Here is a 13,551-nt window from a genome sequence, read left to right as displayed (position 1 = left end):
CACGACGCAGGGATATCGCCCACAGGCAGATTCGGCATCGTCGACGGCAAGCCGGTAACGGAAATTTTGGTCATAAAGAATTTTTTGCGCCCAGCTCACGGCACGCCACGTCGGCCGACGTGGCACGCACGAGCTGGACGAAACGAATTGCGAATAACACGCGCGCAGCAGTCGGATCGAGACAGCGCGCGCGAACGAGCGGGACACCCGGGCCACGGTGCCAATGGTCCGCGCACCCGCGCAGGATCCGGTTCGCGCGCGTATTGCGTAACGGCGGCCCGCCGGCAGCAGTGCATCGTACGGTTTGATGCCGCGCGTCACGCGCTTGATGGCGCAATGCGCGGCTGCACCGCCGTGTTTTGCCGTGGTTTTGACCTATTCGCAGGTGCCCGCGGCACGCCGCGCCTTGGCTGGCGTGCGTTCCGGTCAAGGCAATTCTCCCCAGCCAGAGTTTCCCGCTCCAGCGTGCTTTTTTTGACAAAAAGAGGCGGCGCGCCGCTGCCCGTTCCGGTTCCATTCTGGACCGTGGCGGGACGCGCAGCCGCACTGGAGCCGTTCAATGAAACGCATGTTGTTCAACGCGACGCAGCAGGAAGAGTTGCGCGTGGCGATCGTCGATGGGCAGAAGCTGATCGACATCGATATCGAAACCGCCGGGCGCGAACAGCGTAAAGGCAATATCTACAAAGGAGTCGTCACGCGGATCGAGCCGTCGCTCGAGGCGTGCTTCGTCAACTACGGCGAAGATCGCCATGGTTTTCTGCCATTCAAGGAGGTCGCCCGACAGTATTTCAAGGATGGCGTCGACATGCGCTCTGCGCGCATCCAGGACGCGCTGCACGAAGGTCAGGAACTGATCGTCCAGGTCGAAAAGGAGGAGCGCGGCAACAAGGGTGCTGCACTGACCACGTTCATTTCGTTGGCCGGCCGCTACCTGGTGCTGATGCCCAACAATCCGCGCGGCGGCGGCGTGTCGCGACGCATCGAGGGCGACGACCGGCAAGAATTGCGCGAAACGATGGCGCAGCTCAAATTGCCGGACGGCATGAGCATGATCGCGCGCACCGCGGGCATCGGTCGCTCTGCCGAAGAGCTACAGTGGGACTTGAACTACCTGTTGCAATTGTGGCGTGCGATCGAAGCAGCGGCGAACGGCACGCGCGGGCCACTGCTGATCTATCTTGAATCGAGTTTAGTGATCCGCGCGATCCGGGATTACTTCCAACCCGACATCGGCGAGATCCTGATCGATACACCGGATATCCACGATCAGGCTCGCGCGTTCATGGAAGTGGTGATGCCGGACAATCTCGGCAAGGTCAAGCGCTACCATGATGACGTGCCGTTGTTTTCCCGGTTCCAGATCGAGCACCAAATCGAGACCGCCTATTCCCGCACCGTGCCGCTGCCCTCCGGCGGCGCCGTCGTAATCGACCACACGGAAGCGTTGGTGGCCATCGACGTGAACTCGGCTCGGGCGACTAAGGGCGCCGACATCGAGGAAACAGCGCTGCGCACGAACCTGGAAGCGGCCGATGAAGTGGCGCGCCAGTTGCGGCTGCGCGACTTGGGCGGGCTGATTGTGATCGACTTCATCGACATGGAGTCGGCCAAGAGCCAGCGTGAAGTCGAGCAACGGCTCAAGGACGCGCTCAAGCACGACCGTGCCCGGGTCCAGATGGGCAAGATCTCGCGCTTCGGCCTGATGGAGCTATCGCGTCAGCGGCTGCGTCCGGCGCTGTCCGAGGGCAGCCATGTGACCTGTCCGCGCTGCAATGGCACCGGCCACATCCGCGACACCGAATCGTCCGCGCTGCAAGTGCTGCGAATCATCCAAGAAGAAGCGATGAAGGAGAACACTGCGGCAATCCATTGCCAGGTGCCAGTCGAAGTGACCGCCTTCTTGTTGAACGAAAAACGCCAGGAAATCAATAAGATCGAATCGCGCTTCAAGGTCAACGTGGTGCTGATTCCCAATAAGCACCTTGAAACGCCGCACTACAAGCTCGAGCGACTGCGTCATGACGACGTGCGACTCGACGAGCCGCGCGCGTCGTGGCGCATGGCCGAAGAAGCGGCGCGCGAACTGGAATCGGAAACCGGCTACAGCAAGCGCGACGGCAACGCAAAGCCGAAGCAGGAAGCCGCCGTCAAGGGCATTACGCCAGACATGCCGGCGCCCATCGCCACGCCACGCTCGGTGTCAACAGTCCAGCCGCGCACACCAGTCGCACCGGCAGCCGTGGCAAGTAGCGGATTCATCGGATGGCTCAAGCGCATCTTCAGTGGCGAGCCTTCCGCCCCGCCGGCCCAGGCCACTGGCGAAGCCACGCCGGCACGGCCGACCAGGGAACGTGCCGGCGGCGAGGCTCGTCAAGGCTCAGAACGCAACCGGCCCCATCGGCGCGGCCAGCAATCCGGTGGCCGTGACGCGGCACCACGCGACGTCACTGCGCAATCGGGTCGTGGGCCACGTCGCGATGAACGCGATACGCGGGACGAACGCGCTGCACGCGACGAGCGGAGCGTGCGCGATACGCGAGCCCCCCGCCAGGAACGGCAAGCCGATGCCCGCGTGGAGGCAGAGCAACCAGCGCGCACCGAACGGCCGCCACGTTTCGAGCGTACCGAGCGCGGCGAGCGCCGTGACCGCAACGAGGCGGCGCGCGGTGAACGCGCCGAACGAAGCGAACGGGCGGACCGGAGTGAGCGTGGCGGTGAACGGGCGGATCGGGGCGAACGCGGTGAACGCCACGAGCGCGTCGAGCGGCCTGACCGGGCCGACCGTGGCGAGCGCAAGCAGCTCGAGCAGCCGCCGTTCGAGTCACTACGCGACGAGCAGGTGGTCGAACAGGGCCGGGAGGTGGCGCCGAGTGCCGGCGCGGCACCGGAAACCGATCTCCGTGAGGGCGAGGAGCGGCGCCGCCGTCGGCGCGGACGCCGCGGCGGTCGCCGCGAACGCGACGAGGACGGCATCAACCTGACTCATGCCGCAGACGTGGCCGAAGGAGAAGGCGAAGCGGATGCCACTGCACCGAACGCCGCGGCTAGCGCCCCCACCGCGATGACAGATGATGCAGTGTCGGCTCGCGAGCACGTGCCAGTGCCAAGATCAGAAGCGGCGGTCGAACACGCCGCGGCCCGATCCCCTGCGTCGCGGGAAGCCAACGAAGCTGGCGGACACCGGGCAACGGTGCAGGTGCCTGTAGCCACGCCTGTGCAACCAGCTGCAGTCGCGGCGCAGCCGCAGCCGCGGGTTGTCGAGCCGGCGCATGATTCAGGTGCAGGCTCCAGCATCAGCGGCGAGGTTACTCGGCAGCAAACGCCTCTTCCTCAGCCGTCGGTGACGTCAACGGTGGTGACCACCGCCACGACAGCGGATCCGCTCGAATCAGCGCCGGCGCAACGCGACGAGCCGGTTTCGGTACGAGGTGATGAGCCGGCACCGGTAAGCCCGCAGAAGGCAGACGAGCCGGTATCGGCGATGCCGGCGCACGCCTACGCGTCGGCTGCGTTAGTTCAGGTCCCGGCCACGCAATCGGACGATACGGTAACCGGCCGCGCCGAAGCGGGCCATAGGCAAGCCGTCGTCAGCAACACGCCGGCGGGCGCGCACGAAGCGCCGTCCCAACCGCGCAATGCCGACGAATCGGCCCCGGTCGCCACCCGCGCCCCAATGGCTCCATCGGCAGGCGCGTTATCAATCGACACGCTGGCGCCAATCCTAGAGTCCGCTGGACTGGTGTGGGTCAACACCGATGCCAACAAGCTGCGCGCGGCGCAGCAAGCCGCGCAAGCTGCCCAGGAACCGTTGCGCATCGGCCGTGAACGCAAGCCGTTGCCCCCGCCGTCCACGGAACCGATGCAGCAGGTCGAGACCCGACACGAGGTGTAACCGGACGGGCACGTCGCACCCGTCGTGCGCCGCTTTGCGGCTCATAATCGATGGCCCTCGCCTCGGCGAGGGCTTTTTATTGGCCTTTCCCGGTTATCCGGCGAGCTCGCTACTCGCCGTGCCGCCGATCATCGCAACCGCGATATAGGACAACATTGCACCGCAGCAACGCCGTACTCGGCGCATTCGGATAAAATCTTTAGCTGAACTGGCCTGTGCGGCAACCATGAATCGACGTGTCATCCCGCTGAACGAACTGAGCGCCGTCCCGGCGTTCTCGAGCGCCCCTGGAGCGCCGCGCGGGTATGTCGTCGACCGGCTCGCCCGCCCGCTGCGCGACTTGCGTATCTCAGTCACCGACCGCTGCAATTTTCGCTGCACGTACTGCATGCCGCGAACCGTTTTTGGCCACGACTACCCCTTTCTGCCACACAACGCGCTGCTGACCTTTGAGGAAATTGAGCGCGTGGCACGGCTGTTCGTCGCACAGGGAATCGAGAAGATCCGCCTAACCGGCGGCGAACCGTTGTTGCGCAAGCACCTTGAACACCTGGTCGAACGCCTTGCTGCGTTGCGCACGTCCGATGCACGGGGACTCGATCTGACGCTGACGACGAACGGCGCACTGCTCGCCCGCAAAGCGCGTGCGCTGAAAGACGCCGGACTCACGCGCGTGACAGTCAGCCTCGACGCACTGGACGATACCTTGTTTAAACGCATGAACGATGCCGATTTCCCGGTCTCGAGTGTGCTGGACGGGATCGAGGCCGCGCACGCGGCAGGCCTTGGCCCAGTGAAGATCAACATGGTCGTCAAGCGCGGCACCAACGACAGCGAAATCGTGCCGATGGCCCGACATTTTCGCGGATCCGGCGCCGTATTGCGCTTCATTGAATACATGGACGTGGGCTGCTCCAATGGATGGAATATGGCCGAAGTGCTGCCGTCCGCCGACGTCATCGATCGAATCAACGCGCATTGGCCGCTTGTGCCCCTGGACGCGCATTATCCGGGCGAGACCGCGCAACGCTGGCGATACGCGGACGGCGCCGGAGAGATCGGCGTGATTTCCAGTGTCACGCGTGCATTCTGCTCCAGTTGCACGCGCATACGGCTGTCCACTGAAGGCAAGGCGTATTTATGCCTGTTCGCCAGCGCGGGCCACGATCTACGCGCGCTGTTGCGCGGCGGTGTCACCGATGAGCAGATCTCCGATGCGATCGCGCGACTGTGGCAAGCTCGCGAGGACCGCTATTCTCAGCTGCGGGGGCAAGCCGCTGGCGGCCCGCGCGTCGAAATGTCATACATCGGCGGCTAGACCGATGCACAGCACGATCCGCACGTGATTTCGCGCGCCAGCACCATCGGGCTGATTCTCGCCGGCGGCCGCGGCGCACGGATGGGTGGACGAGACAAGGGGCTACAACTGCTGCATGGGCGCCCGCTCGTCGAGCATGTCGCACAGCGCTTGCGGCCACAGGTGTCGCGTCTGCTAATCAGCGCCAATCGCCATGTTGATCAGTATGCTCGATTTGCCGATCAGGTGCTAACGGACACCACGCCCGATTTCCCCGGCCCGTTGGCCGGCATTCTCGAAGGGCTATATGCGCTCGACAGCCAAGCGCTGATGCACGGCGCGCTACTGGTCGCGCCATGCGATTCTCCGTTCGTGCCGTTGAACCTGGCTCAGCGCCTTGCCCAGGCGCTGGAAGTCACGCACGCACCGATTGCCTATGCCTGCACCGCATCGCCCGATGCCACTGCGCCAGGCACGCCCGCCACGCCTTTATCGTCGGCCGACACGCCGGCAGCCGGGCGTGCTCATTTCGTATTCGCGCTACTGCGCACCGGGCTGGCAGGCGATCTGGCGACGCAGTTGGCCCAAGGCGAGCGCCGGGTGCGCACGTGGTACGCACGCCACATGGCGGTACAAGTGCCGTTCGCCGACGAGCACGCGTTTTACAATGTCAACTCGCTGCAAGAATTATACAAACTCGAGCGGCCGGACACCGGGCGATGAGCGTGCCCGGCATCCTTTGCCCGGTTGCGCCCGCCCCATTTTCGCCGTCCCCGTGCCATGACCTCGCTGCAAACCATCGCAAGCTGTATCGCCGACTATGATCCAAACGCACTGCCGGTGAATGCCGCCCGGGCCATTGTGGCCCAGTGGGCAACGCCGGTGGCCACCATTGAGCGACTCGCACTGCGTGACGCACTGGACCGCGTGCTGGCTGACGACGTGGTGTCGCCGCTAGACGTGCCAGCACACGACAACTCCGCCATGGACGGCTATGCGTTCGACGGCGCCGCCCTCGAGCGCGGCGGCACGATCCGGTTGCGCGTGGCGGGCACGGCGCTGGCCGGACGCGCATACGATGCGCGGGTACGCAGCGGCGATTGCATCCGCGTGATGACCGGTGCGATATTGCCGGCCGGCTGCGATACCGTAGTCCCGCAGGAGCAGGTCGCAATCAACGGCGACGGCTCAATCCAATTCTCGGCCGCCGCGCTGGCCCGCGGCGCCCACTGCCGACGCGCCGGCGAAGACCTGCGCAGCGGACATGCGGCCCTATTGGCCGGACGTGTGCTGCGCGCGTCCGATCTGGGCCTGCTCGCCTCCGTCGGGCTCGGCGAAGTACCGGTCCGGCGCCGCCTGCGTGCCGCCTTCTTTTCGACCGGCGACGAATTGCGTTCGCTGGGACAACCGCTTGCGCCGGGATGCGTATACGACAGCAATCGCTATACGCTGTACGGGATGCTGCGCCGCCTGAACGTGGAGGCGATCGATCTCGGCGTGGTACCCGATGACCGGCACGCGCTGGAAGCCGCGCTGCGCAACGCGGCGGCGTCAGCGGACGTCGTACTCAGTTCCGGCGGCGTGTCGGTCGGCGATGCGGACTACACGCGTGAACTGATGGGTCGGCTGGGCGACGTCGCATTCTGGAGTATCGCGATGCGACCGGGACGCCCGTTCGCGTTTGGCCGCATCTGGTCGGGCAAACGTGTGGGCGAAGGCCACGATGCGCTCTACTTCGGCTTGCCGGGCAACCCGGTTGCCACGATGGTCGCTTTCTATCAGATCGTGCGCGATGCACTGATCTCGATGACCGGTGCGCTGCCCCGGCCCGTGCCGCTGATCACGGCGAGCGCGCTGGACCCGATCAGCAAACGCCCCGGACGGACCGAATATCAACGAGGCATTGCGCGCCGGCGCGACGACGGGCGCTGGGAAGTTGCGCTGACCGGCGTGCAGGGCTCCGGTATCCTACGCTCGATGAGCGATGCCAATTGTTTCGTTATTTTGAATCATCAACGAGGGCCGGTGGCCGTGGGCGACACGGTCGATATCATGCCTTTTGACGGACTGATCTAAGCTTTTGGCGGACTGATCTGGTCTTTTGGCGGGCTGCTCTCACCTTTTGACGGATGGACTCACGCATACTCGCCGTTTTTATACAACTTCAGCACGCGCCCCGCGCGACCCTTTTCGCGAATGACCGCCGACGCTTCGATATGAAAAAACAAATCTCGTACATTGCCCCGGGGCAAACTGCCAAGGCGCTGATCTTCGTGTACCTGACCTTCAGCGTGCCGATCGTCCTGCTCGGTATGCTAGTGGCATTCGTGCGCTACGGCGCTGTTGAGCTATCAACGTTGTTCAGCGCGTTGATACTCAACGCCGTGCTTGGCTTCGTCCTGCTATGGATCGCATGTCACGCATACAACTGGGTAGCATCGCGCTGCGGCGGCATCGAGATCGTGCTCTCCGATGCACCGGAGGAGGCATGACGTCACCATTGGCCACGCTCACCATCGAGCGACAATGCGCCCGTTTCGAGTGGCGCGTCGTGCGCGTGACCGGAGAAGCCCTGCACCGTCTCACGGGTCTGCAAGCGCCGCCTGACGATTCGTCGATCTGACGGGTCCGCTTCCACTACGCTCGCTACCACGGCCGCACCGGCCTATTCGCTGCCCTCGTCTGGCGTCACTTGCACTTGCCCTTCATCGCCCAGCAGCTCGGCAGCCTGCTCGCCAGGTAGCGCCTCGACGTCGCGCAACTTCCTGTGCATCTGTCGTGTCCGGGTCTCAGCCAGTTCGATAGACCGAGCAACGGTCGCAAGCTGGTTCTTCGTTTTCGCCAGGACGTCACCGAACTTGCCGAACTCCGTTTTCACCGCGCCGAGCACCTGCCAGACTTCGCTCGAGCGCTTTTCGATCGCCAGCGTACGGAAACCCATTTGCAAGCTGTTCAGCAACGCGGTCAGCGTGGTGGGTCCGGCAATCGTGACTCGATAGTCGCGCTGCAATGCGTCGGTCAGCCCAGGCCGGCGCAGAATTTCCGCATAGAGCCCCTCGGTCGGCAGAAACAGAAGGGCAAAGTCCGTCGTATGCGGCGGCGACACATACTTGTCTGCAATCGCCTTGGCCTCCAGCCTGATACGCGTTTCCAGCGCGCGGGCCGCCTCCTCGACGCCAACAGGGTCAGCCCGATCCTGTCCGTCGATTAACCGCTCGTAGTCTTCACGAGGGAATTTCGCATCAATCGGCAGCCATACCGGCTGCGCATTACGTTGCTCACTTTCGCCCCGGCCCGGTAGCCGGATCGCGAATTCGACGCGCTCGCTGCTGCGCGGCACCGTCGCCACGTTCTTCGCATATTGATCGGGCGTGAGCATCTGTTCGAGCAGCGCCTCGAGCTGAACCTCGCCCCAGGTACCGCGCGTCTTGACATTGGTCAACACCTTCTTCAGGTCCCCGACGCCCGCAGCAAGCGTCTGCATCTCGCCCAAGCCACGATGAACCTGCTCGAGCCGGTCTGACACTAGCTTGAACGATTCGCCTAAGCGCTGCTCCAGCGTGGCATGAAGCTTTTCATCGACAATACGCCGCATCTCATCGAGCTTGGCCGCATTGTTCGCCTCGATATCCTTGAGTTTTTGCTCGAGCGTCGCCCGCACTTCGGCAAGACGCCGCTCGTTGCTCTCCGACAGCACGGCCAATTGCTGGTTTAGCGTATCGCCGAATCGCTTCAATGCAGCAGCCTGCTCCTCGCGCGCATGTTGCGCCTGCTGTTGGCCGGACAAACGAAACGCATCGAGCTGCTGCGCATTGCTCTGCGTAAGTTTGGCCAATTGCTGCGCGAAGCCATCAATTTGGTTGTTTTGCACCGTAGCGATACTCGTGAGTTGCGCCGCAAGCGCCTGTTGTAATTGCGTGACGCCGGCGCCGGCATCGGCGCGCGACACGCGGGCGCTGTCGATCAGCTCCGCGCGCAACTCGCGCTCTAGCCTTTCCTGAGAGCGCGCGTGCGTGTCGCCCAATTCGCACACCCGCTGCGCGAGCGCTTGCAGCGATGCGTCGGTCACGTTGCCGGCATCGCGTTGCCGCATCGTGGCCGCGACAACAAGCAGCGCGGCGGCCAATACGGCCACTGCGACTGCTAGGATGATCGTCAGCATGCGCGCATTACCCCCAGCACGTCAGGGTTGCTCGGTGTCGGCGGGTGACCCGCTTGCAAACCGCAGTCAAGCGCTGCACTCAGACTGTCAGCCGCATAGGGCACGACCAGTACCCCGTGATCCACCTGAGCAAGCAGCTCGTCCTGGGTCCATAAGCCGCATTCAACTGGGCTTCGAGTTGCGGCGCGACACGCGCTCAATGCGCCATCCTTATCCGCCACGCGCGCGGTCAGTTCGTCGCGCGTGAGCAGAGGGTCGTCGCAATTCACATCGACATCGAAATATTGCTCAAGCGTTTCGCGTACATCCGGGAAGTTCATCCGCGCCACCCAAGCCTTTTGCTTCATCACCGTTCCAGTCCAAGTTTGCGCCCAGCGCTCAATGCCAAAAAAAGAGCCATGTCGTCATTACGAATACCGGTAGCAGTACGCAGGCCGACCATCCAATGAAGCCAAAAAAACTCGGCATGCGCACGCCACGCGACTCGGCAATGGCCTTGACCATGAAGTTCGGCGCGTTGCCAATGTACGTATTCGCTCCCATGAATACCGCGCCGGCAGAAATCGCCGCGAGTGTTGACGCACCGGACGTCATCAACGTCTGCGCATCGCCACCCGCGATGTTGAAGAACACTAGGTAAGTCGGCGCATTGTCCAGGAACGATGACAACAACCCTGTCACCCAGAAGTACAGGGGTACGGTGGCTTGCCCGTCCTGCAGCGTCCACTGCACCGCGTCGGCGAACGCACCCCGCTGTCCGGCATGCAGCATCGCGATTACCGGTGCAATCGTCACGAAGATGCCGGCGAAGAGCTTGGCGACCTCATCGATTGGCGCCCAGCTAAAACCATTGCCCTCGCGCGCAGAGGATGGCGTCACGCGCAGCGACACGAACAGCACGACCAGCAGTCCGGCGTCACGGAGCATGTTTTGCAACTGGACTGGCACGCCGAAAACGTCGAATTGCACGCGAGGTTGCCAGACGCCGCTTATCAGTACCAGGACGATGATGCACGCCAACAGTGCGAAATTCGCTTTGCCGTCGATCGCAACGCCGCGCAAGTCCAGTGTCAGAGCCACCCGCGCCGGCCCGGGGTTGCCGTCACGCTTGAAATAATAGCTATCCAGCACATAGAACACCGACAGCACCGTGGCGGTGACGAACAGGGCCGGCAACGCCAAATGCACGGTCGTCCAGAAAAAATCGACACCGTTCAGGAAGCCAAGAAACAATGGTGGATCGCCGAGCGGTGACAGCGCACCGCCCGCATTTGCGACCAGGAAAATAAAGAACACCACCACATGCGCAGCATGCCGGCGGTTGTCATTAGCCCGCAGCAACGGCCGGATCAGCAGCATTGCCGCGCCCGTCGTTCCCATGATGCTTGCTAGCAGCGTGCCAAGCGCGATCAGGCCGGTATTGAGAGCGGGCGATCCATGTAAATTGCCGCGCACGCAGATGCCGCCGGCCACCGTATACAGCGCGGCCAGCAACACGATGAACGGCACATACTCGGCAATTACGGCATGGGCGAGCGACGCGAGCGCTGCGCCGGCACCGAACGACGCGGCGAACGGCACCAGGAATGCCAGCGCACAAACCGCTGCGACTTTGCCGAAATGGCGGTGCCAAAACGTCGGAGCCAGCAGCGGCAACAACGCGATCGACAGCAGCATGCCCGCAAATGGCAGTGCCCAATGCAGGCCCAGTTGCGAGCCATCGACGTCGGCCGCGTACGCGGCAAGCGGGACACAGGCGAGTACTACACCCGCCGGCAGAACAGCAAAAAACCTCGTCATGTGTCGTATCAGAAAAACAGGAATTATGCGTCACGCACAACGACTGCATGAACGCAATAAGGATCATGCGCACCTAGCACAATGGTTTGTTTGATGTCACCGCACGCATCAACGCAAACGCGTCCTCAAAGCCGCCGACGACGCGCGACGCTGGTCGCCATCTTGTGCGATTGCACGGCGAACAGCTCAACGAGATCGCCCCGCAGATTGGAACGCGGGCCGGCCAGGCGCCACACCCGATAGTCGGTAAGCACTTCGTGCTCGGCCGCCGCAGGCTGCGCCGGCCGGCGCTGCGCCGCGCGGATGCGCGCGATGATATTGCGGCGAGCCGCCGAAGTGTCCATGTAGCGATTCTTTGTTAGCGCGTCGGCGACGCCTTCGCGCAGATTATACCGGCGGGTTATACCGACGGGCGCGGCGCAGCCATTGGCCGGATGGCCATCAGCGATTTTGATGGCCGTGGTGGCACCCAGCCTGCAGCGAGACGCCACCTGCGCCATGCAGTGCGATGCGACCACGGGGCGCCGCGTGCGCGCCGCCCCACACGTGCCGGCCTCACCTGGTTCAGTAGCCCGCCTCCAACGGCACGTCGATCTCGAACACCTGCCGCAAGTACGCGATGTACGCGGGATCGTCGCACATGTTCTTGCCCGGCGAGTCGGACAATTTCGCAACGGGCTGGCCATTGCAGCGGACCATTTTCATCACGATCTGCAGCGGCGCATAGCCCAGGTCGTTGGTCAGGTTGGTGCCCACGCCAAATGCCAGTTTGCAGCGGCCGCGAAAACGCTCGTACAGCTGCAGCACCTTCGGAATATCAAGTGCATCGGAAAAGACTAGGATTTTAGTGCGAGGATCGCAGCGATTGAACTCGTAGTGTTTCAATAGCTGCTCGCCCCATTCGAACGGGTCCCCCGAATCGTGCCGTGCGCCGTCGAAAAGCTTGCAGAAATACATATCGAAGTCGCGCAGGAACGCCTTCATGCCGTAGACGTCGGACAACGCAATGCCGAGATCGCCGCGGTATTCCTTGGCCCACATCTCAAAACCGAAGATCTGCGAATCGCGCAGCCGCGGCCCCAGCGCCTGACACGCCTGCAGGTACTCGTGCGCCATCGTGCCCAGTGGCGTCAATCCGTGCTTCATCGCGTAGTAAACATTGCTGGTGCCGGCAAACTGCTCGCCGAGCCCCGCCATCAGCGTCAGGATGACCTCCTCGTGCCACTGCTTCGAAAAACGTCGCCGCGTACCGTAGTCGGCAATCTTGCAATCGGCGTAGTCGGGTCTGGCGCCGAGCATCGCCATCTTGCCAGTCAGCCGCTCGCGTCCCTCGTGGTACGCCGGCGAGCGCTGCGTATTACGGAAATAGACCTCGTTGACGATCGCCAGCACCGGGATCTCGAACAGGATCGTATGCAGCCACGGCCCGCGCACGACGATCTCGATCTCGCCGTTGGCCTTCGGCGACGGCCAGACGCGAATGTACTTCTCGTTGAGCTGGAATAGCGCGAGGAAGTCGACGAAGTCGCTCTTGATAAAGCGCAACTGGCGCAAGTAGTCGAGCTCGTCGTCGATGAAACGCAACTGGCACAAGCGGCCGATCTGCTCCCGGATCTCGTCCACGTATGGCACCAGGTCGATGCCGCGCATGCGGCAACGGAACCGGTACTCGACGCTGGCGGCAGGAAAATGATGCAGCACGACCTGCATCATCGTGAATTTGTAGAGATCGGTATCGAGTAACGAAGTGATGATCATGGTCGCACAGCCAGGCACAGGCTGGAAGCTCGGACAGGCCGCGGCCGTTTGGCGCGGCACCTGACGCTGACGTTAGCGCAAGCGATGCCACGGCATGTACGCAGCACCGTTGCCACATATAAAGACATCACCAAAGTGTATAACAGCATCAGACGGGAGAGCGACGACGCGGCGACGCGGTGCGCTACAATAGTTATTTTGCAAAATGGTGGCGTCCGTGGCTACATCGTGTGTCCACATCGCTATACACAGAGTGCAGGAGCTTCAATGACTCACGTTGTGACCGAAAGCTGCATCAAGTGTCGCTATACTGACTGTGTCGACGTATGCCCGGTGGACTGCTTTCGCGAAGGTCCGAACTTCCTCGCGATCGACCCGGATGAGTGCATCGATTGCGCGGTTTGCGTGGCGGAATGCCCGGTCAATGCGATCTATGCGGAAGAAGACGTCCCCGGTGATCAGCAACAATTTATCCAACTGAACGCGGAACTGGCGAAGGACTGGCCCAGCATCACGAGGACCAAACCTGCTCTGCCGGACGCGGAGGAATGGAAAGACGTGAAGGACAAGCTGAAGCTGCTCGAGCGATGAGCGCGCCGGGTGCGTCGATGATCGATGGCATCACGTTTTGACGCGCCG

11 protein-coding genes and 1 pseudogene are annotated in these 13,551 nt (G+C 63.0%); 7 read left to right on the top strand and 5 right to left on the bottom strand.

What is annotated here, in order from left to right:
* Nucleotides 1–559: 559 nt before the first annotated feature.
* The 6 genes from B0B13_RS16275 to B0B13_RS19615 all read left to right on the top strand — a co-directional run bounded on the left by B0B13_RS16275 (nt 560) and on the right by B0B13_RS19615 (nt 7,815).
* Nucleotides 560–3,895 carry an Rne/Rng family ribonuclease gene (locus B0B13_RS16275; protein ID WP_076797091.1) on the top strand — a complete coding sequence of 1,112 codons (3,336 nt, stop codon included), beginning with the start codon at nt 560–562 and terminating at the stop codon, nt 3,893–3,895.
* 226 nt (nt 3,896–4,121) lie between these two features.
* Nucleotides 4,122–5,213: a GTP 3',8-cyclase MoaA gene (gene moaA, locus B0B13_RS16270; protein WP_076797090.1), complete on the top strand. Its 1,092-nt coding sequence runs from the start codon at nt 4,122–4,124 to the stop codon at nt 5,211–5,213.
* A gap of 27 nt (nt 5,214–5,240) precedes the next feature.
* Nucleotides 5,241–5,915, top strand: a complete 675-nt coding sequence (gene mobA, locus B0B13_RS16265; RefSeq protein WP_076787301.1) for a molybdenum cofactor guanylyltransferase MobA — start codon at nt 5,241–5,243, stop codon at nt 5,913–5,915.
* Nucleotides 5,916–5,972: 57 nt separating this feature from the next.
* Nucleotides 5,973–7,268 carry a molybdopterin molybdotransferase MoeA gene (moeA, locus tag B0B13_RS16260; RefSeq protein ID WP_076797089.1) on the top strand — a complete coding sequence of 432 codons (1,296 nt, stop codon included), beginning with the start codon at nt 5,973–5,975 and terminating at the stop codon, nt 7,266–7,268.
* Between the two features lie 140 nt (nt 7,269–7,408).
* Nucleotides 7,409–7,684 (top strand): hypothetical protein, encoded by a 276-nt coding sequence (locus B0B13_RS16255; protein WP_076785246.1) that lies wholly within the window; start codon nt 7,409–7,411, stop codon nt 7,682–7,684.
* Nucleotides 7,681–7,815: a hypothetical protein gene (locus B0B13_RS19615; RefSeq protein WP_255763051.1), complete on the top strand. Its 135-nt coding sequence runs from the start codon at nt 7,681–7,683 to the stop codon at nt 7,813–7,815. The genes B0B13_RS16255 and B0B13_RS19615 overlap by 4 nt, the downstream gene beginning before the upstream one ends.
* A 42-nt stretch (nt 7,816–7,857) precedes the next feature.
* Here B0B13_RS19615 and B0B13_RS16250 read toward each other — a convergent pair whose 3' ends face one another.
* The 5 genes and pseudogenes from B0B13_RS16250 to pncB form a co-directional block, all read right to left on the bottom strand.
* Complete coding sequence (locus B0B13_RS16250) at nt 7,858–9,354, bottom strand: DNA recombination protein RmuC (protein ID WP_076797088.1); 1,497 nt, start codon at nt 9,352–9,354, stop codon at nt 7,858–7,860.
* 191 nt (nt 9,355–9,545) lie between these two features.
* A pseudogene (locus B0B13_RS19610) lies at nt 9,546–9,701 on the bottom strand (D-glycerate dehydrogenase); the annotation flags it as partial.
* Nucleotides 9,702–9,732: 31 nt separating this feature from the next.
* Entirely contained in the window at nt 9,733–11,154 is a 1,422-nt protein-coding gene (locus B0B13_RS16240) for a sodium:proton antiporter (protein WP_076797086.1), read from the bottom strand.
* Between the two features lie 125 nt (nt 11,155–11,279).
* Nucleotides 11,280–11,654 (bottom strand): hypothetical protein, encoded by a 375-nt coding sequence (locus B0B13_RS20140; protein WP_076797085.1) that lies wholly within the window; start codon nt 11,652–11,654, stop codon nt 11,280–11,282.
* A 64-nt stretch (nt 11,655–11,718) separates the two neighbouring features.
* Nucleotides 11,719–12,912: a nicotinate phosphoribosyltransferase gene (gene pncB, locus B0B13_RS16230; protein ID WP_076797398.1), complete on the bottom strand. Its 1,194-nt coding sequence runs from the start codon at nt 12,910–12,912 to the stop codon at nt 11,719–11,721.
* Between the two features lie 267 nt (nt 12,913–13,179).
* On the opposite strand from pncB, the gene fdxA reads away from it, so the two are divergent.
* On the top strand, nt 13,180–13,503 hold the full coding sequence (gene fdxA / locus B0B13_RS16225; RefSeq protein ID WP_076785251.1) for a ferredoxin FdxA: 324 nt from the start codon (nt 13,180–13,182) through the stop codon (nt 13,501–13,503).
* Nucleotides 13,504–13,551 lie beyond the last annotated feature (48 nt).

Source organism: Burkholderia sp. b14, from assembly GCF_900156195.1.
GTDB lineage: Bacteria > Pseudomonadota > Gammaproteobacteria > Burkholderiales > Burkholderiaceae > Mycetohabitans.
The sequence above is the reverse complement of the archived record's forward strand: the minus strand, read 5'-3'. Positions and strand labels throughout refer to the sequence as shown.

What these genes read in the sequence shown, in the direction of transcription:
- B0B13_RS16240 (WP_076797086.1), bottom strand. Translation starts at nt 11,154, where the DNA reads ATGACGAGGTTTTTTGCTGTTCTGCCGGCGGGTGTAGTACTCGCCTGT.
- B0B13_RS20140 (WP_076797085.1), bottom strand. Translation starts at nt 11,654, where the DNA reads ATGGCGCAGGTGGCGTCTCGCTGCAGGCTGGGTGCCACCACGGCCATC.
- moaA (WP_076797090.1), top strand. Translation starts at nt 4,122, where the DNA reads ATGAATCGACGTGTCATCCCGCTGAACGAACTGAGCGCCGTCCCGGCG.
- B0B13_RS19615 (WP_255763051.1), top strand. Translation starts at nt 7,681, where the DNA reads ATGACGTCACCATTGGCCACGCTCACCATCGAGCGACAATGCGCCCGT.
- B0B13_RS16255 (WP_076785246.1), top strand. Translation starts at nt 7,409, where the DNA reads ATGAAAAAACAAATCTCGTACATTGCCCCGGGGCAAACTGCCAAGGCG.
- B0B13_RS16250 (WP_076797088.1), bottom strand. Translation starts at nt 9,354, where the DNA reads ATGCTGACGATCATCCTAGCAGTCGCAGTGGCCGTATTGGCCGCCGCG.
- pncB (WP_076797398.1), bottom strand. Translation starts at nt 12,912, where the DNA reads ATGATCATCACTTCGTTACTCGATACCGATCTCTACAAATTCACGATG.
- B0B13_RS16275 (WP_076797091.1), top strand. Translation starts at nt 560, where the DNA reads ATGAAACGCATGTTGTTCAACGCGACGCAGCAGGAAGAGTTGCGCGTG.
- moeA (WP_076797089.1), top strand. Translation starts at nt 5,973, where the DNA reads ATGACCTCGCTGCAAACCATCGCAAGCTGTATCGCCGACTATGATCCA.
- fdxA (WP_076785251.1), top strand. Translation starts at nt 13,180, where the DNA reads ATGACTCACGTTGTGACCGAAAGCTGCATCAAGTGTCGCTATACTGAC.